Consider the following 24,946-nt stretch of genomic DNA (forward strand, 5'->3'; position numbering starts at 1 on the left):
TCAATGGATGAGGATCAGGGCGATCAGCAGCGGCACCAGCAGGCCCAGCCCGACCAGCGGCCAGGTCATGCGGCGCTGGCGGGCGTGCAGGTGCAGCAGGAACAGGCCGGTGATGCAGAAGACCAGGCAGGCAACGGCGAAGATGTCCAGGAACCAGCCCCACGCCGGGCCGGCGTTGCGGCCCTTGTGGAGGTCGTTGAAATAGGAGACCCAGCCGCGCGCGGTGGATTCGTATTCCACGGCACCGGAGTCGCGGTCGATGCTCAGCCAGGCGTCGGCGCCGGGGCTGGGCATGGAGAGATAGATTTCGCCATCGGACCACTCGGCCGGGCGGCGGCCGATGGCGATGCCCAACTGGGCATCGAGCCAGCGGCTGGCCTTGCGCGGCAGCGGGGCATGACCGTCGGCGCGGTCGCCGAGCGTGCCCAGCAGGTCGGCCGGCAGCGTCAACTGCTGGCTGACTACTACCGGTTTGGCTTCGATCTTGGCCGCGTGGTTGAGGGTGATGCCGGTGGCGGCAAACAACAGCATGCCGATCAGGCAGACGGCTGAGCTGATCCAGTGCCACTGGTGCAGCGTGCGCAGCCAGAAGCCGCGGCTTTGTTGTTGCTGCACGCTGGAGGGGGGAGTGGCCACAGGCAGGGGATGAGGAACTGAATGGCGAATTACACCATTGATGAGAATGGTTCGCAATTTTGGGCGGGAGGGGTGTGCCGACCAACGGTCGGCACCCACCAGCGCCCGACCGTTGGTCGGGCGGCGCCTCAGAACTTCGCGTTCAGCGACATCCAGTAGCTGCGACGCTGGTCCTTGGTCGCATAGTCATCCACGCAGTTGTACTCGCTGTCGCTGATGAGCACGCACGACTGGGACACGAAGTCCTTGTCGAACAGGTTGTTGACGCGTGCGTTGAGGGTCAGCCACGGGGTGATGTTCCAGCTGCCACCGAGGTGGAAGAGGGTGTAGTCCTCGTAGTAGCGCACCTGCGAGGTGCTCACGCCGCCGACGTTGGTCACCAGGGTGTCGCGGTAGCGGTCGTAGCGGCCTTCGCCGGTCAGCGACAGGCTGACCGCGTCGTTGATCTGCCAGTTCAGGCTGGCGTTGGCCATGTGCCGGGCCGGGGTGGTGGTGCCGCCCACCGGCTTGCCCTTGTCCACGCCGCTGGTCTGCTCGGAGCGGGTGTAGGTGTAGTTGCCGCGCAGCTGCAGGTTGTCCCGCAGGTCCACGTACGCGGCCGCTTCCACGCCCTTGGTTTCGGCCTTGTCCACGTTCACGCTCTGGGTGAACGTGCTGTAGCCCAGCTCGGCCCAGCCCGGGCCCACGTCCACGCAGTAGCCGCCGCCAGCCGGGGCGACCTCGCAGTTCGGGAACGTGCCGCCGCTGGCGATCTTGTCGTCGAACTGGTTGAAGAAGCCGGTGACGTTGAAGCCCCAGTCGGCGCCTTCGTAGTAGGCGGCCAGCTCATAGTTGGTGCTGGTTTCCGGCTTGAGGTTGGGCGAACCCACCAGCGGCAGCACGCCCTGGCCACCGAAACCGGTGACGCCGGGGAACAGCTGGTCCGGGCGCGGCGTCTTGTAGCCGGTGCTCACGCCGCCCTTGACGGTCCACGCGTCACTGGCGTTCCACACCAGATAGCCGCGCGGGCTGAGGTGGCTGCCGAAGATGTTGTGGTGGTCGTAGCGCAGGCCGACGGTGGCGGTCAGCGTATCGGTCAGCGACCAGTTGTCCTCGGCGAACACCGACGACATGCGGTGCTTTTGCTTCACGTTGTCCTGGTAGCCGTTGCCGTCCATGCCGAACACGCCGTCGGTCATGTCGGTGTCGGTGTACTGGCCGCCCACGGTCAGCTTGTGCGCACCGAAGGTCATGTCCAGCATCGTGTCGAGCACGATGCCTTCCAGTTCCATCGTGCGCAGCGGACGCGGCAGGAAGGCCTGCAGCCGCGCCAGCTCGGCCGGGTTCAGGGCGGTCAGCGCGTTGCCGCGGCCGGCGGCGCAGTTGTTGGCTGCGCCGGTGCGGCGGCACACGTCGTTCCACAGGGTCTGCAGGTCGGCGCGCTCGTCCAGGGTCAGCGGCAGCGAGCGGCCGAGGTTGTTGCTGGTGGTGTGGGTCAGCGTGGTCTGCCAGGTGCCGAAGTCGTAACGGCCCTGGTGGGTCAGCGCGAGCTGGTCACGCTCATAGCGCTGGTAGGCGGTATAGCCCACGCGCGGCTGCACCACGCGGCGGGTGGTGGTACCGGTGCCGTTCGGGTTGGGAATGGTGGCATTGCCCACGCGCCACAGGCTGGCCAGGCTGTCCAGCGTGCCGGTCTGGCCTTCACTGTTGTCGTACTTCTGCCGCGAGACGTCGTAGTCCAGCCACAGATCGTGGTCGTCATTGACGGTGAAGCTCAGGCGCAGGCCGGTGTTCCAGTTGGTGTTGGCCACGGCCTTGCCGCCGCCGCCGAAGCCGATGCTGCGTGCCCACAGCGTGCCATCGGGCAGCGGCAGGTCATCCCATTCCGGGTTGGATGCCTTGGCATCGTAGTAGCTGCCGCGCACCGACAGGCCGATGCGGTCCTTGACCAGCGGGCCGCTCAGGTACACGTCGGTGGTGCGCGCATCGCCGAACTGGTCGTCCTGCTGCACGGTGAAGCCCTGGGTGACCGAGCCGTGCCAGGTGTCCTGGTTGCGGCGGGTGATGATGTTGATCACCCCGCCCATCGCGTCCGAGCCGTACAGGGTGGACATCGGGCCGCGCACCACTTCGATGCGTTCGATGGCATCCAGCGGCGGCAGGTAGGCGAACTGGCCGCCGCCGAAGTTGTTCGGGTACAGCTGGCCGACATTGCTCTGGCGACGACCGTCGATCAGCACCAGGGTGTATTCGGACGGCATGCCGCGCATGGAGATGGTGGCGCGGCCGTTCTTGTCGGTGGTTTCCATGCCCACGTCGATGCCTTCGACGTCGCGCAGCGCGTCGACCAGGCTGGTGTACGGGCGCTTGCTGAGTTCTTCGCGGCTGACCACGCTGATGCTGGCCGGCGCATCGGTGATCTTCTGTTCGAAGCCCGAGGCGGTGACCACCACCTTGTCCAGGGTCTGCGGGGCACCGCTGCCGGTGGCGAAGGCCGGCGCCGACAGCGCGCTGAGCAGGGCGATGGACAGGGTGTGGCGGGACAGGGACGTGCGGCGACGCTGGCGCAGGGCCATGAGCAATACCTCGAAAGAAAGACGGATGCGCGGGCCCGGGCCATCGGCCTCGGCACCTGCAGGGGATCAGGGAAGCGCCCGCAAGGCGGGCAGGCAGCGGTGGTACCGGCAGCGCGACGCGGTGGCGTCGGCCGTGACCGGTATCAGCCCTGCGGGGGCGCCTGGCCGCGCTGGACGCGCAGGCCGGGGGCAGCAGGCAGCGGCGTGGCCGGTGCCGAATCGATCGAGGGGGCCACCTGCGGTGGCGCGGCCACCAGCGTGGCCATCAGGGCGTCCAGCCCGTCTGCCGCGGTGGCGGACGGGACCCGAGGCGGTGCAACGGCGGCGCGCGCGCTGGCGAGCCGGCGCGGCTTGGCCGGGGCCTCTTCCTGCGGGGCGGATTCGCCGCCGCCGGGCAGGCGTTCTTCCATCGGCGCCTGCACCAGGTGCGCGCTGCCGGGCACGGCGTGCCCGAGCATCGGCAGGATGGCCAGCAGCATCGACAGCAGGGCCAGCCAGGCCAGCACCGTGGCCAACGCCGGACGCTGCCCGCGCATGGCGGGAGCGAAGCTGCGGTGGCGGTGCGGATGGCGCAAGTCGATTTCCTGGACGGCGTTGGATGAGGCTACGGCCCGACAGCCACGCGCCGGCGGCGGCGCAGGCGGGTGGCCAGCGGCGCAGGGTGGGGCGTGGGGCGGCGGGATTGTAGGTGAGATTGGTTATCCGACGCAAATGCGAATGATTTGCGACTGTAGTCAGACGCTGCCGTCGTCCAGCAGGGCGCGGACCTGCGCATGCGGGGAGGCGGCAAGCAGCGGGCGGATATGGGCCTGGAACGACGGGCTGCCGGTGGCGAGCGCGCGCTGCAGCCAGCTCACTGCTGCGTCCACCTGGCCGGCCGCGAGCAGCAGCGAGGCATGGCTGGCCTGGCCGCGGAAGTCGCCGGCCTCGGCCGAACGCCGGTACCACGCCGGGGCGGCGGCGGGGTCGGCCGCCACGCCGATGCCGTCTTCCAGGCAGCGGCCCACCAGGTTCATTGATTTGGCATGCCCGCGCTGGGCTGCCTGCAGGTACAGCGCGTACGCGGCGCGCTCGTCGCGTGCGGTGCCGCGCCCGGTGCCCACCAGGTTGGCCAGGTTGTACAGGCCCCAGTCCAGCCCCGCCTCGGCGGCGCGGCGGTACCAGACCACGGCCAGTTCCAGGTTGACCGGGGTGCCGGTGCCCAGCTCATGGCAGCGCCCCAGCATGTTGGCGGCGATGGCCAGCCCGCCGTTGGCGGCGCGCTCGAACCACAGCACGGCGGCGGCGGCATCCTGCGCCAGCCCGCGGCCTTCCATGCGCGCCTGGCCAAGCAGGAACTGCGCCTGCGCGTCGCCGCGCTGCGCGGTGGCGTCCAGCACGGCCAGCGCCGCAGCGGGATCGCGCTGCATCAGGGCGGCCAGCGCATCGGCGTCCAGCGCGCCGCCTGCTGGCTCAGACATCGGCCCACTGCCGCAGCAGGTTGTGATACACGCCGGTGAGATTGACCAGCGCGGGGTGTTCGGGGTGATCGTGGGTGAGGCGGCGGATGGACACGTCCAGGTCCCACATCAGGCGGCGCTGGCCGTCGTCGCGCAGCATGCTCTGGATCCAGAAGAAGGACGCCAGCCGCGCCCCGGCGGTGACCGGGGTGACCTGGTGCAGGCTGGTGCCGGGGTAGAGCACCATGTGGCCGGCCGGCAGCTTGACCCGCTGGTTGCCGTAGGTGTCTTCGATGACCAGTTCGCCCCCCTCGTACTCGTCCGGATCGCTCAGGAACAGGGTGGCCGACAGGTCGGTGCGCACCGGCTGCGGCTGGCCGGCGGCGCTGTAGTCGTAGCGCACGGCGTTGTCCACATGGAACCCGAACGTCTGCCCCGGCTGGTAGCAGTTGAACAGCGGCGGGAAGATGCGGCGCGGCAGTGCGGCGGAGAAGAAGGTGCTGTTGCGGCCGAGCGCGTCGAGGATGATCGAGCCGATCGCGCGGGCGGCCGGGTCGGCCTCGGGCAACTGCAGGTTGTGCTTGGCCTGCGCGGACTGATAGCCCGCCGTCAGGCGCCCGTCGGTCCAGCCGGCGGTGGCCAGTTGCCGGCGGGCCAGGCTGACCTGCTCGGCGGTGAGAACGTCGGGAATGTGCAGCAGCATGGTCGGCTCCAACACCTCCCGCGCAGGCGCGCGGGAGGTGGCGTGTGGCTTAGAACTTGAAGTTGAACGCCAGCGTTGCCGAACGGCCCGGCGCGATGGCGGCGAAGTGCGAAGCGTACGCCTTGGTGAAGTAGGTTTTGTTGGTCAGGTTCTGCACGTTCAACTGCAGGCTGTAGCGCGGGTTGAACTGGTAGCCCACCATCGCGTCCCAGCGGGTGTACGACGGCACCCACTTGGTGTTGTTGACGTTGCCGTACACCTTGTCCACGTAGTTGGCGCCGGCGCCCAGGCTCAGGCCGGGCACGAACGACGGGGCCCAGGTGGTCCACAGGCTGGCGCTGTGCTTGGCGGTGTTGGGGAACTGGTTGCCGTTGTACGGCGAAGGCACGTACACGCCGTTGACCAGCAGGAAGCCGTTGTCCTCGACCACCGCATCCAGGTAGGTGTAGCCACCGAACACCTGCCAGCCCTCCACGATGGTGCCGCTGAAGCCGATCTCGGCGCCCTTGACCTTCTTGCGGCCCGCGTTCTGGGTGGTGCCCGCGTCGCTGAGCACGCGCGCGTTGGTCATCTCGGTCTCGAAGATCGCACCGGTCAGCGACAGGCGGGCATCGAACAGGTCCCACTTGGTGCCCAGCTCGATGTTGCGGCTGCGCTGCGGTTCGAGATCCTTGATGGTGGCGGTGATGCCGTCGGCGCCGTCGCCGGCATCCACGCCCACCGGCGTGGACGAGGTGCCCCACGACAGGTAGATGCTGCCGTTGGCGACCGGCTTGTAGACCAGCCCGGCCTGGCCATTCCAGAACGAGGTGTCGTTGCGCAGGTGCTGCGCGTTGGCCGCCGCGGTCGGGCTGAACAGGTGGGTGCTGTAGTCGTCGAAGCGCGCGCCCAGGTTCAGCATCCACTGTTCGCTGAAGCTGATGGTGTCGAACACATAGGCGGACGTGGTGCGGGTGGTCTGGCGCGCATCGTTGAGCGGGTTGCTGCGGGTGACGGTGTGGGTCGCCGACCACGGGTCGTTCGGGTTCGGGTTGGTCAGGTCGGTGCAGTTGTAACCGGTGGCCGCGCCGGTGGTCGGGCAGCTCTGGTTGCCGGTGACCGGGTTGTTGGTGCCGCCGGTGGTCTGGCCGTTCGGGCGCACCACGTCGCCGATCACGTAGTTGCCGCGTACGGTCTTCTCATCGCTGTATTCCACGCCGGCCGTGAAGCTGTGGCGCAGCGGGCCGGTCTCCAGCTCGCCGGTGACGCTGGTCTGGTTGACGAAGCTGTCGGTCTGCGTGGCGCGCGAGTTGGTGCGGCGCCAGATCGTGCCGAACAGGTTCGGGTTGCCCTTGCTGTCGTCCGGCTGGGTCCACAGGTAGTCGTTGCGGGTGTCGCCGTAGCGGGTGATGTTGCGCAGGACGATGCCGCCGAAGTCGTGCGACAGATTCAGCGTGGTGATGTCTGCCTTGGTCTTCTGGAAATCGCGGTCCACCAGGCCGTAGAACGCATCGCGGTTGGTCACGATCGGGCTGCCGTCGCCGTTCAGCTGCAGGTTGGGGCCACTGGTGAACGGGTTGTTGTACGGGAAGCCGCCGGCGTCGGGCAGGTCGTCGGTTTCCATGTGGTAGTGGCTGATCACCGCCTGGGTCGGACCGTTCAGGCCGAACGCCAGCGACGGCGCGATGCCCCAGCGGCTGCTGTTGACCGCGTCGCGGCCGGCCACATCGGCATCGTGGCTCATGATGTTCACGCGGGCGGCGATGCCGTCACCGATCACCTGGTTTGCATCCAGCGTGCCGCGGCGGTAGCTGTCGGTGCCGGCGGCCAGCGAGCCCTGCACGAAGTTGTCCAGCTTCGGGGTCTTGCTGACCAGGCTGATGGTGCCGCCAGCCGAGCCGCGGCCGGAGTAGGCCGAGCTCGGGCCCTTGACCACGTCGATCTGCTCGATCGCGAACACTTCGCGGGTCTGGCTGCCGGCATCGCGCAGGCCGTCCACGTAGATGTCCGACGCCGAGTCGAAGCCACGGATGAAGGGACGGTCGCCGGTCGGGTTGCCGCCTTCACCGGCGCCGAAGGTGATGCCGGGGACGGTGCGCAGCGCATCGAGCAGGGTGGTGGCGGCGGTCTGCTCGATCACCTGCTGGGAAATCACACTGACCGACTTGGGGGTGTCCAGCAGCGGCGCGGTGAACTTGGACGACTGCGCGCGCACGCGTTCACCGTGCACATCCACGCCATCCAGTTCGGTGGCGCGCTGCGGATCGGTGGCGGCATCGGTCTCGGCGTGGGCCAGGGCGGGGGCGGCGATGGCCAGCAGCAGGGCGGACGACAGCGGAGTGGGGCGGACGGTCATGGGATTTCCTGGGGATACGGACAGGGGCCGGAACAGGCGGAGCGTCGCGGCCGGTGGGTGTGGGGCGGGAAGACAGCAGACATGAGCGGGCAGGCACGGCCCACAACGCCGCGGCGCGCAGGCGTGCAGGGCATCAACGCAGGGCGTTGACGCCGGGATCAGGCGTAGGGAGGGGCGTGGCCGGGATTGAGCCGCAGCGCGGGTTCCAGCCGCTGCCAGCGCAGCGCGTCGGCGCGCCACAGCGGTACCCGGGCGATCCACGGGGTACGGTGGCTGGCGCGGCGGGTGGCAGTGCTGTCCGACTCGGCGTCGCCGCCGGCCTCGCTGCCCAGGCCGGCCGCGTGCACCACCTCGGGGCCTGGAGCAGGCGCCGGCGGGGCATGGGAGATGAGGCTGGGGGCGCTGTGGCCCGGCGCATCGAACGCAGCGGCGGGGTTGCCGGGCGCGCCCGGCCGGCCATTGCCGCCCAGCCACGCCAGGCCCAGCAGCACCACGCAGAGCGTGGCCCACAGGGCGGCGATACCGAAGCGGGGGCGGCGACGAAGCACGAAGGACCGGGCAGGAGCGGCCAAAGCGCCGCAATGCCTATGTTAATAGCAACAATTCGCGTTATCAAAGACCCGCCATTCAGGCGTCAAAACCGGTCAGTCGCGGTCGTCGCGGGTCCAGACCGCATCGTGTTCGCGCTTGACCGGGAACCGGGACACCGGCGAGTAGGCCGGCGCACACAGGGCGCGGCCGTCGCGGATGTCGAAGCGCGCCCCGTGCAGCACGCACTCGATGCTGCCCTCGGCGGTGTCGAAGGTGCCCGAGGACAGCTCGAACTCGTCATGCGTGCACTGGTCTTCCAGCGCATACAGCTCGCCGTCCAGGTTGAACACCACGATCGGCGTGCCGGTCACTTCGTCGAAGGTGCTCTTCATCTCGCCCGGCAGCAGCTCGGCGCTGGCGCAGACGAAGGTCCAGGTCTCGCTCATGCCTGGGCCACCAGCGGCTTTTCGAGGATCTCGAACTGCAGGTCGTCGCGCTTGGGAATGCCGAAACGCGCGTCGCCGTAGGGGAACGGCTTCTTGATTCCGGTGCGGCGGTAGCCACGGCGCTCGTAGAAGGCGATCAGCTCGTCGCGGATGTCGATCACCGTCATCTGCATCACGTCCAGTTGCCACGTCGCGGCTGCATGGGCTTCGGCAGCGTCCATCACCTGCTTGCCCACGCCGCCGCCCTGCAGGGTCGGTTCGACCGCGAACATGCCGAAATAGCCCTTGCCGTGGTCGTCGGCCACGTGCGCGCAGGCCAGCAGCCGGCCCTCGCGTTCGGCCAGCAGGATGGTGCTGCGCGGGCGTTCGATATCGGCCTGCAGGCCCTGCGGGTCGATGCGGGCGCCGTCGAGCATGTCCGCTTCGGTGGTCCAGCCGGCGCGGCTGGCATCGCCCCGGTAGGCAGACGTGACAAGGGCAACGAGGGCGGGGATGTCGGCCAGCGTGGCCGCACGGAAGGTGAGGGTGGTCATGGGGCACATTCTAGGCGGGCGTGCGCGGACCCGGAACCCGCCGTCGCCGTGTCGCCCACCCTCAGCGCATGAAAAACTCCACCGGGAACGACAGTTCCACCGGCGCCGGGCGTTCGTCGGGCACGGCCGGCAGCGGCGCGGCGCGGCGGAAGGTTTCCAGTGCGGCCTGGTCGAGCAGCGGGAAGCCGGACGACTGTTCCAGCGACAGCGCCAGCAGGGTGCCGTTGCGGGCCAGGCTCACGCGGACCTGCGCGATGCCTTCCTGGCGCCGCGCGCGCGCTGCATTGGGGTAGCGGCGGAAGCGCTCCAGCCGTGCCATGACGCGGCCTTCCCAGCTGTCGCGGCCGGGCGTGGCTTCACTGGGGCCGGGCGGCAGCGGCGGGGTGACCGGCGCGGCGGCGACCGAGGCCTCCTGCTGCCGCGGGGCAGGCGATTCAACGGTGGGCAGCGGTGGCGTCGGCGGCGGAATCACCCAGTTCGCCGCGGCGCGCGGCGGAGTGTCCGGCAGCGGGCGGGGCGGCTCGGGCTTCTGCTTCTGCACCGATGCAGCCGTGCTCGGGGTGGGCGCAACGATCTCTTCCAGCGGCACTTCCGGCGCGCGGGGGGGCAACAGCACCAACTGCGTGCGCTCGGCCGGCGGGGGTGGCAGGTCCGGCGCGGTGTGCGCGCGGGTCCACAGCAGCAGGGCGACGAAGGTGACGTGGGCCAGGGCCGTGAACACGGCGGCGAGGCCGTGCGCGTGACGCTCGGCGAACTGCAGCAGCCGGCTGGGCGGGGTGCCGCGCGGTACCGGGCGGCACAGCAGGTACAGCGCGCACCCACCCATGCCGATGGCCACGGCGATCCACAGCACGAACGAGGGATGGGCGAAGTACCAGAACGTGGCGAAGCCGAACGCCATGCCGCCGCAGGCGAAGGCCTTGGCGCGGCGAGACATCGCCCCCTGCTCGCGCCACAGCACCAGTGGCGGGCCGAATCGGGGGTGCTGCAGCAGCCAGCGCTCGAAGCGGGGCGACGATCTGCCGAAGCAGGCCGCCGCCAGGATCATGAAAATGGTGGTGGGCATCACCGGCAGCAGCGCGCCGATGATGCCCAGGCCCACCATCAGCAGCCCGAGCAGCAGGTAACCGACGCGCACCACGCGGTGGCGTGGGCGGGCGGCCGGGATGGCGAGGGTGGGCAGGGTGGCGTCCATCTCAGGCAGCGAACGCCTGTTCGACATAGCCGTGCACGCGCACGAATGCCTGGGTGGCGCCGTCGATCATGTGCTGCTCCTGCGCCGGGTCCAGTGCGGCGCCGTCCAGCGCGGCGGTGAACTGCCGCCAGTGCCGCGCGCGCCCTTCCGGATGCCCGGCCAGGTGACGCGCTCCGCGGGTTTCATCCAGGCCGATGCGTGCGGCCAGCTTGAACAGAATCGCCGCGCCGAGGTTGGAACCCTCGGCGACGTACAGCCATCCCAGCGCCGTGGCCAGATCGACGTCGGCCGGCAGTGCGCGGCCGTCATCGGCCGGTACCGGTTCGCCGAGATCGGCCAGATCGGCCACCAGCTCCTGCAGGCGGTGGCGCTCGGCCAGATCGTCCACCAGCGCGTGCAGCGCCGGCATCGCGTACAGCGCGGCGATGTCGCGGTGGAAGCGGTACTGCACGCGCAGGAAGCGGCGGTAGTTGTCGGTGGACGCGAACGGGTCGCCACGCATGATGCGCTGGTCGAGCCGGTCGTGGGTGGCGTGGGTCGCCGCCTTCAATCGCTGGCTGCGGGTGGGTGTGGCGGCAATGGGGGATGTCGTGGACATGGGCGGGCGCTCCTTAGAAGTTCACGGTGAAGCCCAACCGCACCGTGCGCCCCGGCGAGGCCATCAGGCCCAGCGTCATGGCGTCCATGTAGTAGCGGTCGGTGAGGTTGTCGACGGTGAGGTCGAGGGCGACGTGGTCGTTGAGGCGGTAGTTGGCGAACAGGTCCACCAGCACGTAGGAGCCCCAATCCACCACGGGGATCAGGCTGGCGCCGGCCTCGCGCATCGGCCGGTGGCCGGTGTAGCTGACCCGCGTGCCGGCGGTGAGGCGCTGCTCGAACTGGTGGGTGCCCAGGGTCAGCGCACCGGCCGCGCGCGGCGGGATGTGGTTGCTGGCATAGCTCTCGTTGACGCCGCCGGCGTGGCACGCCTCGGTCCGGGTGGGATACGCGCGGCCGCTGTGGCAGAAGTTGGTGTACGTGTAGTACGTGCCCGACAGCTCGCCGAAGAAGCGCGGCGTGCTGTACTCGGCGCTGAGCTCATAGCCCTTGAAGTCGGCGCGGTCGATGTTCTCGATCACCGGTGCGGAGACCCAGCCGTCCAGCTGCATCGTGGTGCGGGTCAGGTAGTCCTTCACGTGGTTGTCGAAGTAGGCCACCTTCAGGCGCGCCTTGTCGCTGCCGGTGAACAGGCCATCGCGCAGCAGGTTGACGCCGTACTCGCGGTTCTTGGCGTGCTCGGGACGCAGGTCCATCGGGCGCGTGGTCGGCACCGGGCCCGCGCTCGTCTCGAACAGCCCGGGCATGCGCATGGCTTCGGCGTAGCGCGCATACACCTGCACCCCGTCGATCGGCATCCAGGTCAGTGCGGCGATCGGCGTGGTGCCATTGCCACGCCCTTCCAGGTGCGTGGGCGTATAGGTGATCGGCCGCGTGTTCGACGGGACCTGGCTGATCAGGCGGTCGTAGCTTTTGTAGCGCGTGTGGCGCACCGCCGCGTCCACCTTCAGCCAGTCGGTGGGCACCCACTCACCGCTCAGGAAGGCGCTGCTTTCCTCGCGTTTGGCGTTGTTGCTGCTGAAGCTCTGCGTCTCGCTGATCGGGTGCACGTCTTCCTTGCCGTGCGTGAATCCGTACTGCAGCGCCATGTCGCCCCAGCCGGTGATGAAGCGCGAGGTGTTGGTGGCGTCGATGCCCCAGCGTTCGGCCTGCCGGTAGGTCACTTCGATGTAGGTGAACTCCGGCGGCAGCGCCGGGAACGAGTAGGTGTTGCGGATCGTGTTGTCGAGCATCGTCTTCCAGGCGTTGGCCTTGAAGTCGATCAGGTCGTTGTCCGGGTTCCAGCGGTAACGCGCGGTCCAGGTATCGGCGTCCACATCGCTCAGGGCCGACTGCAGCGCACCTTCGCCACGCAGGATCGCCGAGGGCATCAGCTCGCCGTAGCGGCTCTGGAACTTCATGTGGCCCAGCTCCAGCGCCTGGTGCGCGGTGGGCTTCCAGGTGCCTTTGAGCAGCCAGGACTGGTTGTCCACGGAGGTGTTGAGGACCTCCTCGCCGGCGCGGAAGCGGTTCAGGCCCTCGAAGCTGACCGTGGTGTACTCCACCCAGCGCCCGCGGCTGTCGGTGGTGCGCCGGGTGGAGAACACCGGTTCCGGCGCGTTGGGGCCGTTCTCGCCGGCGAAGTAGTTGCCGGTCTTGCGGCGCGCGTAGACGCCGACCACCTCGAACTGGTCCCAGCGCCTGGCCACGGCGAGGCTGCCGCTGCCGCCGGTGGGCGTGCCGGTGCTCGGGCGGTCCATGCCGGTGTCGTCGGCGAAGGAGGTCGGCACCGGCTGGCGGGTGCAGGTGCGGCCGCCCCCGCAGTCGGTCAGGAACTGCCCGCCGTTGCGCAGGCCGCCGGTGGTGTAGGCCGGGGGAGGCGAGGTGCTGTTGTCGCTGAAGCCGCCCTTGAGGCGGATGCCCCAGTCCTTGTCGCCGGTGATGATGTCCTCGGCGTTGAGCGTGCGCATGCTGACCACGCCGCCGATCGCGCCCACGCCTTCGGCGCCTGCGCTGGGGCCTTTCTCGATGTTGATGCCGCCGATCATGTCCGGATCGATGTAGCTGCGCCCGGCCACGCCGGCGTAGCCGCGGTACACGGTGACCTGCTGCTGGCTGCCGTCGATCACCACCGGCACGCGGTTGAAGCCCTGCATGCCGCGGATGTTGAGATCCAGCGCGCCGGAGTTGCGGTTGTCACCGTTGAGCACGCCCGGCACGCTCTTGAAGATGTCGCCGGCCTGGGTGCCGCGGAAGCGCTCGATCTGCTCCTGCGACAGGTACGCGCCGGACTGCGGCGAGGCGTAGGGCCGGTCGGCCGGGTTGAGGCGGTCATTGCCCAGGAGCGTGCGGTTGCCCTGGTCGCCCTGCACGCGCAGTGTGCCCACGCGCTGCACGCCGTTGGCCGGCGCGCGCTGCACGGTGAGCGCGCCGCTGGCGGTGGTGGCCAGCTCCAGCCCGCTGCCCTGCAGAGCCTGCGCGGCGGCCTGCTCGGCGGACATGCGGCCCTCGATGGCCGGCGCGCGCAGGCCACGGACCAGGGCCGGGTCCACCGACAGGGTGCGCCCGGCATCGGCGGCGATGCGGTTCAACGTGGCACCCAGCGGGCCGGCCTCGATGCGGTAGTCCAGCGCGGCGGACGCGCTGGGTGCGGTCTGCGCGTGTACCAGCGGGGCGGTGGTGGCCAGCGACAGGGCCAGGGCGAGGCAGGAAGGGCGGAACAGGCGTGAGGCAGGCATCGATACGGCGTCCGAATAGGGGGTTCGGATAGAGGTGTGTATCGAGCGCGGAAAACCGGACACGGCGGCGGCAGAAAAATGAAAGTCGGCGTTCATCGGCGGTCGATCAGGGTGATCGGGCCGTACTGGCGGATCGTGAGCGGCAGGGTTTCGGCCAGCGCGCGCAGGGTGCGATCGCTGTCGTCCAGCGCGAACACGCCCTGCACGCGCAGCGCGGCGGCGGCATCGGACACGCGCAGGAAGCCGGGGCGGTACGGGCGCAGCCGTGCGATCAGGGCTGACAACGGGGCGTTGTCCAGGCTGACCTGCCCGCGCACCCAGTCGGTCGCCTGCGCGGGAACGGGGCCGGCGGCGGCCAGCCCACGCACGCTGGCGCGCGCGGAGAAGCCGGCCTGCACCTGCAACCGGCTGCCATCGTCGCCGTGCAGCACCGCGTGGTCGCGCAGCACCGACAGGGTGCTGCCGTCATCGTCGCGCTCCACCATCACGCTGCCGCGCAGTAGCGCCACCTGCGCGTACAGGCCATGCAGCAGCAGCGGGCGCGGGTCGGCGGCGGCCTCCAGCAACACCCGGCCACGGCGCAGCCACAGCTGGCGACGGCTGCCGTCGAAGACCACATCCACCGCGCTGCGCGCATCGAGCACCACGCTGCTGCCGTCGTCCAGCGCGAAGCGGCGGCGCTGCGCGGTAGCGGTGCGCAGGTCCGCGCCCAGCTCGCGCAGCGGGAACTGGCGGTCGGCCCACGCGGCCGCGCCTGCGCCGGTCACGGTGAGCACGGCCAGCGAGCGCAGCGCGGTCCGCCGCGCCGGGCGCAGCAGCAGGTCGCGCGCCTGCTGGGTCTGGCCCGGGTGCTGTGCGGCCACGTCGCGCAGCCGTTCGAAGCGGTGCTGCACCTGCTGCAGTTCGTCCCACGCCTGCCGATGCAGCAGGGCCGAATCCAGCCAGTCCTGCAGGCGCACGGGCGCATCGGCCCCCGCGCGGCCGGACTGCAGCAGCACCATCCAGTCGATCGCCGCGGCCATCGCGGCCCGCTCGGGCGTGGTCGCGCTCATCCGGTCGCCGCCTCGCGCAGATCCTCCAGACAGCACTGCCAGGCCTGGCGCAGGTAGCGGCCCACCGTGCGCACCGACACCCCGAGGCGGCGCGCGATCTCGTCGTGGCCCAGGCCGTCCAGCTGGCTGTAGAGGAACGCCGCGCGGGCGGCGGCCGGCAGCCCCTGCATGGCCCGGTCGACCAGCAGCACCGTTTCCAGCAGCAGGGCGCGCTCCTCCGGCGAGGGCGAAAACGCCTCCGGGCTGTGCCGCAGCTGTTCCAGCCAGGCCTGCTCCAGGTCCCGCCGGCGGCGCAGGTGGAACAGCAGCCGCTTGGCGATGGTGGTCAGGAATGCACGCGGCTCCACGATGCTCGCCAGCGGCGTGCGGGAGGCCGCCACCTGGGTGAAGGTCTCGGCGGTCAGATCCTCGGCGTCCCAGCGGCAGCGCATCTGGCGGCTCAGCCGCGCAAGCAGCCAGCGGTGATGCTCACGGAACAGCGAGGCGAGCGCATCAGGGGAGACGACCGGGGACGACATTGCGATCTATGCAAATGAGAAGTGTTCGCATTATTGCATGATTGGGGGCGGGCCGGGAGGGTGGGGGTGGCGTACTGGGGACCGCACAAGCGCGCCGCCTGATTGCGCTGCAGCATCAGTGCATAGGAAGAAGCCGCGTTGAAATGTAGGTGGATACAACGATAGCCGCTGGGATTCGAGTATCAGTTTTCGATAGCAAATTGGTTATTGACGATCGCTGAAGGAAGGTGATGGATAAGTTCGTGGATTTCGTGACCAAGAACTGCAAGCTGGCGGCGTCGCTATCCGTCGTTTCCTTGGCGTCATTCTTTGCGAGTTTTGCCGCTATTGCTGCCGTGGGTGGGGGGATGAAGGAAAGGCGGGCGGAATGACTATCGGCTGCGTAATGGCCGTGTTTCTTCTCAGCTCCTTCTTCGCAATGGTGATGTCGACGATCGGTGTGGTTGGGTGATCTCCATGATTCTCATGATCGTGGCGCTTGCTGCGTGGGTTAACGCTGTTGCCGCGCACGTTCTTCTTGTAAGGATGGATAAGTCACACCCGAATGTGCTGCGCAGGGTTGGTATTCAGAAAGTGGATTGGTGGTTCGCGTGCCTGCGTGGAGTGTTCATTCTCGCAATGACGCATCAGGGGCTGAGCGTTCCTGCTGGAACACGGTGGGTGTTGAGGGGCGTTGTGGCCACATACGCAGTTCTGATCGTGTATGGGGTTGTAACGATGCTGCGTTTGTAGATTGCTGTCGTCGTCACGGGCTCTGCGTCAGGTTCGCGGCGAGATGGTTGCAATACGCGTGTTGTTGGCGATTACGGTTGTTGCTTTTACCGTGGCAGCCTTCATGACCGGCTGAGTCATTGGAACGCCGGCGCGACACTGCTATCGGCAGCGGTCCACTACGGCGTCACACCGGTAGCAATGCACGACGGACGGATACCGTTGTCCAGATACGACAACGCCGCGGTTTTCCGCGGCGTTGCAGGTTCCGGCACTGAAGTGAGGCGATCACCCCAGCAGCTTGCGCACCTTGTTCAACGCCGCAATGAACCGCTCGATTTCGTCATGCGTGTTGTAGAACGCAAGCGAAGCACGGCACGTGGCCGCCACGCCGTAATACTGCAGCAGCGGGTGTGCGCAGTGCTGCCCGGAGCGTACGGCGACGCCTTCCAGGTCGAGCAGGGTGGCCAGGTCGTGTGCGTGTGCGCCGTCGATCAGGAAGGAGACCACGGCGGCCTTGTCCGGCGTGGTGCCGAAGATGCGCAGGCCGTCGATCTTGTTCAGCTCTTCGGTGAAGTGCGCCAGCAGGTCGGCCTCGCGTGCTTCCACGTGCTCCAGGCCGAGCGTTTCCAGGTAGTCCACCGCCACACCCAGGCCGATGAAGCCGGCGATGTTGGGGGTGCCGGCCTCGAACTTGTGCGGGGCGTCGTTGAACACGGTGCCCTCGAAGCTGACTTCCTTGATCATCTCGCCGCCACCCAGGAACGGGGGCATGGCATCGAGGTGCTCGCGTCGGGCCCACAGGGCGCCGGTGCCGGTGGGGCCGCACATCTTGTGGCCGGTGATGGCGTAGAAGTCGCAGCCGATCGCGGCGATGTCGACCTTGCGGTGCGGCACGGCCTGCGAGCCGTCCACCACGGTGATGATGCCGCGCTTGCGCGCTTCCCGGCAGATCTCGCGGACCGGATTCACCGTGCCCAGCACGTTGGAGACGTGGGCGACGGCAAGCAGCTTGACCTCGGGGGTCATGGCCTTGCGCAGGGCGTCCAGGTCGAGCGCGCCTTCCGGGGTGATCTCGGCAACGCGGATGGTCGCGCCGGTGCGCTGGGCGACCAGCTGCCACGGCACGATGTTGGCGTGGTGCTCCATGCGCGAGACCAGGATGACGTCGCCGGCCTTCAGGCGCGGCAGCGCCCACGAGTAGGCCACCAGGTTGAGCGCGAAGGTGGTGCCGCTGCAAAGCACGAGCTCGCTGGCGCGCACGTTGAGGAAGCGCGCCAGCTTGGTGCGCGCGCCCTCGTAGGCATCGGTGGCTTCGGTGCCCAGCGCGTGCACGGCACGGCTGACGTTGGCGTTGTAGCGGCGGTAGAACTCGTCCACCGCGCCGATCACCTGCACCGGCTTCTGGCCGGTGTTGGCGTTGTCGAAGTACACCAGCGGCTTGCCGTGCACTTCGCGCATCAGCAGCGGGAAGTCCAGGCGCACGCGCTCCCAGTCGGGGGCGCTGTCGGTGGGCACGACCGGGCGCGGCGTGGACAGGTTCATGCCAGGCCTGCCTGTGCCAGCGCGCGGTCCAGGTGACGGGCGAGCTGCTCGGTCAGGCGCGCGTCGAGCACCTTGAGCGGTTCGTGGCAGAACGCCGCGCTGAGCAGCTGCTGCGCCTGGTCGGCGGGCAGGCCGCGCGAGCGCAGGTAGAACAGCGCATTGGCGTCGAGCTGGCCCACGGTGGCACCGTGCGCGGCCTTCACCTCGTCGGCGTCGATCACCAGCGTGGGCTGGGTATCGATCTCGGCATCGGCCGAGAGCAGCAGGTTCTTGTTGGACAGGTTGGCGTCGGTGCCATCGGCGCCTTCGCGGATGTGGATGCCGCCGTGGAAGACCACGCGGCTGCGGTTGGCGGCCACGCCACGCCACAGCATTTCCGAGGCGGTATCACGTGCGATGTGGTCGATGCCCAGGCGGGTATCGACATGGCGGCGGCCATTGCCTAGCAGCACGCCGTTGGCGGTCAGCTGGGCGTTGTCGCCTTCCAGGCGCACGTTGAGCTCGTGGCGGCTCAGTGCGGCGCCCAGCTCCAAATCGATGCGGCGGTACTGGGCGTTGCGGGCCAGCACGGCGTCGGTGCGCAGCAGCGTGGTGGCGCGCACGCCATCGGCCTGCACGCGGGCATGGGCCAGCACGGCGTCCTGCGCCAGGTGCACATGCACGAGGGTGTTGCCCAGGTGGGCGACATCGCCCACATGCAGGTGGTGCTCGATCACGCCCAGCGAGGCGCCGGCACGCAGTTCGATCAGGTGGCGGTGGTGCCAGGCCAGGTCGGTGTCGCCGGCCACGCTGACGAACACCAGCTGCAGCGGCAGCTCGATCTGTGCGTTGTCATCCACGCGCACCAGCACGCCTTCGTCGGCGAGGGCGGCGTTGAGGCGGGCGAAGATCTCGTCGCTGCGCTCGAAACGGCGGCCGAGGAAGCGCAGCGCGTCTTCGCCGCCGGCCAGTGCCGAGGACAGGGTCTGCACCTGCACGCCGGCCGGCAGGGCCGCCAGGTCGCTCAGTGCCTCGGACGGGCGGCCGTTGACGAACACCAGGCGCGGCGACGGGATGTCGGCCAGCAGCGCGGGGTCGACGTCGCCGGCGGCCAGCGGCGCCGGGCGGAAGCTGCGGCGTTCCAGCTGGCGCAGCGAGGTGTACTTCCAGGCTTCGGTGCGCGGACCCGGCAGGCCGGCCTGCAGCGCCGCATCCAGCTCGGCGCGACGGGCGTCGCTGCCGCAGAAGCCACTGGCGAGGGAATCGAGCAGGGCGCTCATCAGACCGCCGCCTCCGGCACCACGCGGTCCTTCAGGAAGTGGTAGCCGTGGGCTTCCAGTTCCAGCGCCAGTTCCGGGCCGCCGCTCTGCACGATCTTCCCGTCGGCCAGCACGTGCACCACGTCCGGCTTGATGTAGTCGAGCAGGCGCTGGTAGTGGGTGATGACCAGGAACGAGCGGTCCGGCGAGCGCAGTGCGTTGACGCCGTCGGCTACGCTCTTGAGCGCGTCGATGTCCAGGCCGGAGTCGGTTTCGTCCAGGATGGCCAGCTTCGGCTCGAGCACCGCCAGCTGGAAGATCTCGTTGCGCTTCTTCTCGCCACCGGAGAAGCCTTCGTTGACGCCACGGTGCAGCAGTTCGTCCTTCAGGTGCAGCACGGCCAGCTTCTGGCGCACCAGCTTGAGGAACTGCATGGAATCCAGTTCTTCCTGGCCACGTGCCTTGCGCTGCGCGTTGAGCGCGGCACGCAGGAAGTAGGTGTTGTTCACGCCGGGGATTTCCACCGGGTACTGGAAGGCCAGGAACAGGCCGGCGGCAGCACGCTCTTCGGGCGCCAGTTCGAGCAGGTCGGTGCCTTCGAACTGGACGCTGCCTTCGCTGACCTCATAGCCGTCGCGGCCGGCCAGCACGTTGCCCAGGGTGGACTTGCCGGCGCCGTTGGGGCCCATGATGGCGTGCACCTGGCCAGGCTTCACGTCCAGCGACAGGCCCTTGAGGATTTCCTTGTCGCCGATGCGGGCGTGCAGGTTGTCGATCTTCAACATTGCGATAGTCGTCTTGTCAGATAGGGGGTTGGGCGTGCAGCGCGACTCAGAGGTCGTATTCGCTGCGCTCCAGGAATTCGTTGCGCAGGTAGGTGGTGCGGGTTTCGGTCAGCGCGGCCTTGTAGCCGGCATACAGCATCGGGTACATCGAGCCGTACAGGACGCGCGGGTTCTCGTCCTTGCCTACCGGATAACGCGCCTCCAGGTCGGCGTCGCGCAGTTGGATCCACAGCCGCTGGGCGGCTTTGATCTTCTCCAGCGCGACCGCTTCACCGGCGTGTTTGGCCAGCACCTGGCGATACACGGCGTTGAGCGCGGCGTCGGCCTGCTGCAGTTCCTGCGCGGCGCAGGCGTTGAGTTCCATCTGGTTGCCGCCGGGGTTGCAGTCGGCGCTCTGCGCGAACGCCGGCCATGTGGCACCCAGCAGCAGGACGAGAGCGAGCAGGGTCTTCATCCGACCGAGCCTTCCAGGCTGACTTCCAGCAGCTTCTTGGCTTCCACCGCGAATTCCATCGGCAGCTCGCGGAAGACCTGCTTGCAGAAGCCGTCGACGATCATCGACACCGCATTCTCCTGGTCGATGCCGCGCGCGCGGCAATAGAACAGCTGGTCGTCGGAAATCTTGGAGGTGGTCGCCTCGTGCTCCACCGTCGCGCTCGGGTTCTTGACCTCGATGTACGGGAAGGTGTGTGCGCCGCACTTCTTGCCAATCAGCAGCGAGTCGCACTGGGTGTAGTTGCGCGCGCCGTCGGCATTGCGGTCCACCTTGACCAGACCCCGGTAGGTGTTCTGGCCGCGGCCGGCGCTGATGCCCTTGCTGACGATCTTGCTCTTGGTGCGCTTGCCGATGTGGATCATCTTGGTGCCGGTATCGGCCTGCTGGCGGTGATGGGTCAGCGCCACCGAGTGGAACTCGCCCACCGAGTCGTCGCCGAGCAGCACGCAGGACGGGTACTTCCAGGTGATCGCCGAGCCGGTTTCGACCTGGGTCCAGGTGACCTTGCTGCGTGCGCCGCGGCATTCGGCACGCTTGGTGACGAAGTTGTAGATGCCGCCCACGCCGTTCTCGTCGCCCGGGTACCAGTTCTGCACCGTGGAATACTTGATCTCGGCGTCTTCCAGCGCCACCAGCTCGACCACCGCGGCGTGCAGCTGGTTCTCATCGCGCATCGGCGCGGTGCAGCCTTCCAGGTAGGACACGTACGCCTTGTCCTCGCAGATGATCAGGGTGCGCTCGAACTGACCGGTGTGGCCGGCGTTGATGCGGAAGTAGGTGCTCAGCTCCATCGGGCAGCGCACGCCCTTGGGGATGAACACAAAGCTGCCGTCGGAGAACACCGCCGAGTTCAGCGCGGCGAAGTAGTTGTCGCCCACCGGCACCACGCTGCCCAGGTACTGCTTGACCAGCTCCGGGTGTTCCTTGATGGCCTCGGACATGGAGCAGAAGATCACGCCCTTCTCGGCCAGCTCCTTGCGGAAGGTGGTGCCGACCGAGACCGAGTCGAACACCGCGTCCACGGCGACGCCGGCCAGCTTGGCGCGCTCGTGCAGGGGCACGCCCAGCTTGTCGTAGGTGTCCAGCAGTTCCTTGGGCACGTCATCCAGCGAGGCGTACTTCGGGCCCTTGGGCGCGGAGTAGTAGCTCAGCGCCTGCAGGTCGATCGCCGCGATCTGCAGCTTGGCCCAGTCCGGCATCGGCATGGTCAGGAAGTGGCGGTAGGCGTCCAGGCGCCACTGCGTCATCCATTCCGGCTCGTCCTTCTTGGCCGACAGGGCACGGATGGTGTCCTCGTCCAGGCCAGGCGGCAGCGAGTCCGATTCGATCTCCGTGATGAAGCCCGCCGCGTACTTGCGGCCGAGCTGCTCGTGGATCTCGCGGTTGGGGGTATCGCCGGCGGCGACGGTATCGAGAGTATCGGTGGCCATGGGGGCTGCCTGTGGATCAGGAGACGACGTCCGCCGCGATGGCGCGGCGGTGGGCGTCAACAAGGGGAAGAGGGGGCAGGATCTGCGCCAGGCTGACCGCGCGCAGGGCCTCGGCCACCACGTCGTTGATCAGCCGCCAGCTGCTGCGCGCACCGCACTGCAGCTCGCGGCCGCACTGGCTGTGGTCGTGGCTGCACTCGGTCAGGGCCAGCGGCCCCTCCATCGCCTCGACGATCTCGAACAGCGAGATCTGCTCGGCGGGCCGGGTGAGGCGGTAACCGCCACGCACGCCGCGCAGGCCTTCCACCAGGCCGGCCTGGGCAAGCGGCTTGAGCAGCTTGCTGACGGTCGGCGGTTCAAGGCTGGCGAACTCGGCCAGTTCGGTCGCGCTGAGCACCTCGCCCGGGCGGGCGGCAAGTACGGTCAGCACGACGGTGGCGTAATCGGTGAGCTTGGTGACGCGGAGCATGGGGAGGGCAGAACCATAAAGCGGACTGAAATTGTACGCTTTTATCCCCGGGCATCCAACCCACCCCGTTCAGGACGCCGACAGGGGCACGCGGGGGCGCCCGGGCGTCAGTGTAGCTTTGGCAATCACAAAGATTAAGCGAGAATCGGTGCTTCCCATCGCAACGGCCAGCCAGATGCCCAAGAAGATCCAAGCGCGCAAGTCCACCATTCATGGCAATGGCGTGTTCGCGCTGGCGCCGATCAGCAAGGGTGAGCGCGTGATCCAGTACAAGGGGCTGCTGCGCAGCCACGCCGATGTCGATGCGGACGACACCGGTGACGTCGAGAGTGGCCACACCTTCCTGTTCACCCTCAACGACGATTACGTCATCGATGCCAACTACAAGGGCAACGATGCGCGCTGGCTCAACCACAGCTGCGACCCGAACTGCGAGGCGGTGATCGAAGAAGCCGAGGGCGACAACCGTCGCGAGGACAAGGTGTTCATCGAGGCGATCAAGGACATCCAGCCCGGCGACGAGCTGACCTACAACTACGGCATCGTCCTGGCCGAGCGCCACACCGCGCGCCTGAAGAAGATCTGGGAATGCCGCTGCGGTGCGAAGAAGTGCACCGGGACCATGCTGCAGCCCAAGCGCTGAGCCAACGCCCCGTGCACATCGCGGTCACCGGCACCCAATGGCGGTGCCGGCAGACTGCAGGCTCCTTCATCCACGGAGCCTTTCATGGCACACGCACTCAACGGCAAACACGTCGCGATCCTGGCCACCGATGGGTTCGAGCAGTCCGAACTGCTTGAACCCAAGCGCCTGCTCGAATCCTGGGGCGCCACGGTCAAGGTGGTGGCGCCGGGTGACGGCGCGCAGATCCGGGGCTGGAAAGACAAGGACTGGGGCGACAGCGTGACCGTGGACCAGCCGCTGCAGGGCGCAACGGCCGACGACTACGACGCGCTGGTGCTGCCCGGCGGGGTGATCAACCCGGACAAGCTGCGCATCGACGCGCAGGCGATTGCGTTCATCAAGGCCTTCGGCGCGGCCGGCAAGCCGGTGGCGGCGATCTGCCACGGCCCGTGGCTGCTGATCGAATCCGGCCTGGCCAGCGGCCACCGCCTGACCTCGTGGCCGTCGCTGAAGACCGACCTGGGCAATGCCGGCGCCGAATGGACCGACGCCGAGGTGGTGGTGGACGGGCATGTCATCACCAGCCGCAAGCCGGGCGACATTCCGGCGTTTGCCGATGCGGTGGCCAAGGCATTGGCGGCGTAGGGGGGGCAGGGGTGCACCGACCAACGGTCGGTGCCTACCGTGCGGTCAGCGGCCGAGAACGCCGGCCGGAACCAGCTTGCCCAGGTCCTGGTTGAAGGTGACCACCAGCTTGCCGTTTTCCACCTGTGCCGACTGCACCTGCAATGCGCCGAGCACGGCGGCCACGCTGGGGTCGATCTTGTAGATCGGCTCGCGGCGCGCGTAGTCGGTCAGCCAGGCGTTGAGCAGGCCGCGGGTACGCGAGTCGAGCTTGCCGCCGTTGTTGGCCGGGGTGAAGTCGTCCACGGTGGGTTGATCCAGGTGGAAACCCTGGGTCTGTGCGTCGTAGCGCAGGCCACTGCTGAGCTTGACCTTGCCCAAGGGCGCCGGCGCGCTGCCGGCGGTGCCCAGGGCCACGTCGAAGCCGAGGTCGAGGCGGTTGCCCTGCGGCAGCGCGAGCTGCGGATGGCTCATGGTCATCGCGATCAGGCCGCCCAGCGCATCCTGGGTGCGCGGGAAGCTGCCATCCAGATACTGCTGCACATCGGCGGCACCGACTGACAACTGGCGGCCCGACACGGTGGGCGCGGCCTGCGCGCCGATGGCGGCGGCCAGCAGAACGGCGCAGGCGGCGAGGCGGGACAACATCGGGCGAACGTTCATGACGGCAGGCCGTGGGGAATGAGACGCCAACGATAGCGCCTTCGCCTGAATCCAGCTTTGACGCGTTCGCGCCGGGCTGCGGGTCAGTCCAGGGTCGGTTGCAGCGACGCGCCGCTGAGTTCCCAGCCGCTGCCGTCGGCGCGGGGCGCCAGGCGATACCAGCCGTGGTAGTGCAGCGTGCCCTGCCGGGTGAGTACACGGATGCGCACCGGGACCTCGCGCAGGCGCGAGGGGTGTGCCGTGTCGCGGGCGATCGGGGTATCGGTATCCACCCGCAGCGACACCACGTCGGTGAGATGGTGAAGCGGGGCGTCGTCAGGCTGCGTACTGGTGGTGCCGCCGCGCCAGTACGCCGCAGCAGCGGCGCGGTCCCCGCGCAGCAGCACACCGATGTAGTTGCGCACGGTGGCCGGTTCGTCGGTCGCGCCGGCTGCCACCGCGCTGGGGGGCGGCGCGGGTGGCGTGGCCGCCGCCGTATCGGCAGCCGTCGCCGGGGCGGTCGTGGCACGGGCACCTGGCGGCATGGCAGCCGCCACGTCGGCGACCGCATCCGCATCGCCTTGGCGCTGGCACGAGCACCCGGCGATCAGGAGCAGCGGCAGCAGAACACTGGCAAAACGCATCGGCACCCCTCCCCGGGAATGGGGCGAGTGTAGCCGGCGGCGTCGGTCAGGGTGCGCCCTGGATGGCGTCCAGCGCGCCAAGCACCTCGTCCAGCTGCGGCTGCAGCACGGTCAGGGCGTGCGTCGGCTCGGCGGCGTGGCGCTGGGCCAGGTCGCGCAGCAGCTGGGTGGCCACGATGGCTGCGGCGCGCTCATCGCCGCTCAGTCCGGTATGGCGCTTGGCCACTTCCAGCAGGCGCATCCAGTCGCGTTGCGCCCGGTGCTCCAGCTCGATGGTGCAGCGTCCACTGCACTGCAACCCGTCTTTTTCGATCGGGGTAACGGTAATGCGGTAACGCTGGGAGGAGGTAGACATGGCTGCCTGCACGGTGGGGACAGGCCCACCATAGGGCGCGCGCCCGGGATCGGCGACAGGGGCGGTCGCACGCAGTGTTCCACCTTGTGCGTTCCAGCGGCAGGCGGTGCGCCGTGCAGCGCCGC

Annotated in this window: 26 protein-coding genes; 3 read left to right on the forward strand and 23 right to left on the reverse strand. The window is 68.7% G+C overall.

Translation table 11 applies throughout. The features are described from left to right. The 14 genes from ACLB90_RS14855 to ACLB90_RS14920 form a co-directional block, all read right to left on the reverse strand. Positions 1–636 (reverse strand): PepSY-associated TM helix domain-containing protein, encoded by a 636-nt coding sequence (locus ACLB90_RS14855; RefSeq protein WP_411850178.1) that lies wholly within the window; start codon positions 634–636, stop codon positions 1–3. Positions 637–764: 128 nt separating this feature from the next. Further along, complete coding sequence (locus ACLB90_RS14860; RefSeq protein ID WP_411850179.1) at positions 765–3,191, reverse strand: TonB-dependent receptor domain-containing protein; 2,427 nt, start codon at positions 3,189–3,191, stop codon at positions 765–767. Between the two features lie 143 nt (positions 3,192–3,334). Next, positions 3,335–3,766 carry a hypothetical protein gene (locus tag ACLB90_RS14865; RefSeq protein ID WP_411850180.1) on the reverse strand — a complete coding sequence of 144 codons (432 nt, stop codon included), beginning with the start codon at positions 3,764–3,766 and terminating at the stop codon, positions 3,335–3,337. 159 nt (positions 3,767–3,925) lie between these two features. Next, on the reverse strand, positions 3,926–4,651 hold the full coding sequence (locus ACLB90_RS14870) for a tetratricopeptide repeat protein (protein WP_411850181.1): 726 nt from the start codon (positions 4,649–4,651) through the stop codon (positions 3,926–3,928). Then, on the reverse strand, positions 4,644–5,333 hold the full coding sequence (locus ACLB90_RS14875; protein ID WP_411850182.1) for a Fe2+-dependent dioxygenase: 690 nt from the start codon (positions 5,331–5,333) through the stop codon (positions 4,644–4,646). The genes ACLB90_RS14870 and ACLB90_RS14875 overlap by 8 nt, the downstream gene beginning before the upstream one ends. A 49-nt stretch (positions 5,334–5,382) precedes the next feature. After that, entirely contained in the window at positions 5,383–7,668 is a 2,286-nt protein-coding gene (locus tag ACLB90_RS14880; RefSeq protein WP_411850183.1) for a TonB-dependent receptor, read from the reverse strand. Between the two features lie 158 nt (positions 7,669–7,826). Next, positions 7,827–8,216 (reverse strand): hypothetical protein, encoded by a 390-nt coding sequence (locus ACLB90_RS14885; RefSeq protein ID WP_411850184.1) that lies wholly within the window; start codon positions 8,214–8,216, stop codon positions 7,827–7,829. Between the two features lie 96 nt (positions 8,217–8,312). Further along, positions 8,313–8,645, reverse strand: a complete 333-nt coding sequence (locus tag ACLB90_RS14890; protein WP_411850185.1) for a non-heme iron oxygenase ferredoxin subunit — start codon at positions 8,643–8,645, stop codon at positions 8,313–8,315. Beyond that, positions 8,642–9,178 (reverse strand): GNAT family N-acetyltransferase, encoded by a 537-nt coding sequence (locus ACLB90_RS14895; RefSeq protein WP_411850186.1) that lies wholly within the window; start codon positions 9,176–9,178, stop codon positions 8,642–8,644. The genes ACLB90_RS14890 and ACLB90_RS14895 overlap by 4 nt, the downstream gene beginning before the upstream one ends. A 61-nt stretch (positions 9,179–9,239) precedes the next feature. Continuing rightward, the gene (locus tag ACLB90_RS14900; RefSeq protein ID WP_411850187.1) at positions 9,240–10,373 is read right to left on the reverse strand and encodes a TonB family protein; all 1,134 of its coding nucleotides are present in this window, start codon (positions 10,371–10,373) and stop codon (positions 9,240–9,242) included. Position 10,374: 1 nt separating this feature from the next. Then, the gene (locus ACLB90_RS14905) at positions 10,375–10,971 is read right to left on the reverse strand and encodes a biliverdin-producing heme oxygenase (RefSeq protein WP_411850188.1); all 597 of its coding nucleotides are present in this window, start codon (positions 10,969–10,971) and stop codon (positions 10,375–10,377) included. 13 nt (positions 10,972–10,984) lie between these two features. Beyond that, positions 10,985–13,687 carry a TonB-dependent receptor domain-containing protein gene (locus ACLB90_RS14910; protein ID WP_411850189.1) on the reverse strand — a complete coding sequence of 901 codons (2,703 nt, stop codon included), beginning with the start codon at positions 13,685–13,687 and terminating at the stop codon, positions 10,985–10,987. Positions 13,688–13,779: 92 nt separating this feature from the next. After that, on the reverse strand, positions 13,780–14,739 hold the full coding sequence (locus tag ACLB90_RS14915) for a FecR domain-containing protein (protein ID WP_411850190.1): 960 nt from the start codon (positions 14,737–14,739) through the stop codon (positions 13,780–13,782). Then, complete coding sequence (locus tag ACLB90_RS14920; RefSeq protein WP_411850191.1) at positions 14,736–15,257, reverse strand: sigma-70 family RNA polymerase sigma factor; 522 nt, start codon at positions 15,255–15,257, stop codon at positions 14,736–14,738. The genes ACLB90_RS14915 and ACLB90_RS14920 overlap by 4 nt, the downstream gene beginning before the upstream one ends. Before the next feature lie 230 nt (positions 15,258–15,487). On the opposite strand from ACLB90_RS14920, the gene ACLB90_RS14925 reads away from it, so the two are divergent. Continuing rightward, positions 15,488–15,628, forward strand: a complete 141-nt coding sequence (locus ACLB90_RS14925) for a hypothetical protein (protein WP_411850192.1) — start codon at positions 15,488–15,490, stop codon at positions 15,626–15,628. 628 nt (positions 15,629–16,256) lie between these two features. Here the strand turns inward: ACLB90_RS14925 and ACLB90_RS14930 are convergent. From ACLB90_RS14930 to ACLB90_RS14955, 6 genes are read right to left on the reverse strand one after another with little or no spacing between them, the layout of a single operon-like run. Beyond that, positions 16,257–17,513, reverse strand: coding sequence for a cysteine desulfurase (locus ACLB90_RS14930; RefSeq protein WP_411850193.1), 1,257 nt, complete (start codon positions 17,511–17,513; stop codon positions 16,257–16,259). After that, entirely contained in the window at positions 17,510–18,772 is a 1,263-nt protein-coding gene (gene sufD / locus ACLB90_RS14935) for a Fe-S cluster assembly protein SufD (protein ID WP_411850194.1), read from the reverse strand. Before sufD ends, ACLB90_RS14930 begins: the two co-directional genes overlap by 4 nt. Continuing rightward, complete coding sequence (gene sufC / locus ACLB90_RS14940) at positions 18,772–19,536, reverse strand: Fe-S cluster assembly ATPase SufC (protein ID WP_411850195.1); 765 nt, start codon at positions 19,534–19,536, stop codon at positions 18,772–18,774. Before sufC ends, sufD begins: the two co-directional genes overlap by 1 nt. 46 nt (positions 19,537–19,582) lie before the next feature. After that, positions 19,583–19,990, reverse strand: a complete 408-nt coding sequence (locus ACLB90_RS14945; protein WP_411850196.1) for a lysozyme inhibitor LprI family protein — start codon at positions 19,988–19,990, stop codon at positions 19,583–19,585. After that, positions 19,987–21,462, reverse strand: coding sequence for a Fe-S cluster assembly protein SufB (gene sufB, locus ACLB90_RS14950; RefSeq protein ID WP_411850197.1), 1,476 nt, complete (start codon positions 21,460–21,462; stop codon positions 19,987–19,989). Before sufB ends, ACLB90_RS14945 begins: the two co-directional genes overlap by 4 nt. Before the next feature lie 16 nt (positions 21,463–21,478). Continuing rightward, the gene (locus ACLB90_RS14955) at positions 21,479–21,931 is read right to left on the reverse strand and encodes an SUF system Fe-S cluster assembly regulator (protein WP_411850198.1); all 453 of its coding nucleotides are present in this window, start codon (positions 21,929–21,931) and stop codon (positions 21,479–21,481) included. 175 nt (positions 21,932–22,106) lie between these two features. On the opposite strand from ACLB90_RS14955, the gene ACLB90_RS14960 reads away from it, so the two are divergent. Beyond that, a complete protein-coding gene (locus ACLB90_RS14960; RefSeq protein ID WP_411850199.1) occupies positions 22,107–22,574 on the forward strand; it encodes an SET domain-containing protein in 468 nt (155 codons plus the stop codon). Positions 22,575–22,658: 84 nt separating this feature from the next. Further along, complete coding sequence (locus tag ACLB90_RS14965) at positions 22,659–23,201, forward strand: type 1 glutamine amidotransferase domain-containing protein (protein WP_411850200.1); 543 nt, start codon at positions 22,659–22,661, stop codon at positions 23,199–23,201. A gap of 45 nt (positions 23,202–23,246) precedes the next feature. Here ACLB90_RS14965 and ACLB90_RS14970 read toward each other — a convergent pair whose 3' ends face one another. From ACLB90_RS14970 to ACLB90_RS14980, 3 genes are all read right to left on the reverse strand, one after another. Further along, a complete protein-coding gene (locus ACLB90_RS14970) occupies positions 23,247–23,843 on the reverse strand; it encodes a DUF1439 domain-containing protein (protein WP_411850201.1) in 597 nt (198 codons plus the stop codon). A gap of 83 nt (positions 23,844–23,926) precedes the next feature. After that, a complete protein-coding gene (locus ACLB90_RS14975; RefSeq protein WP_411850202.1) occupies positions 23,927–24,466 on the reverse strand; it encodes a hypothetical protein in 540 nt (179 codons plus the stop codon). Between the two features lie 46 nt (positions 24,467–24,512). Further along, positions 24,513–24,821, reverse strand: a complete 309-nt coding sequence (locus ACLB90_RS14980; RefSeq protein WP_411850203.1) for a DUF3861 family protein — start codon at positions 24,819–24,821, stop codon at positions 24,513–24,515. Positions 24,822–24,946: the final 125 nt, after the last annotated feature.

The sequence above is a fragment of the Stenotrophomonas sp. LGBM10 genome (assembly GCF_046736075.1).
Lineage (GTDB): Bacteria > Pseudomonadota > Gammaproteobacteria > Xanthomonadales > Xanthomonadaceae > Stenotrophomonas.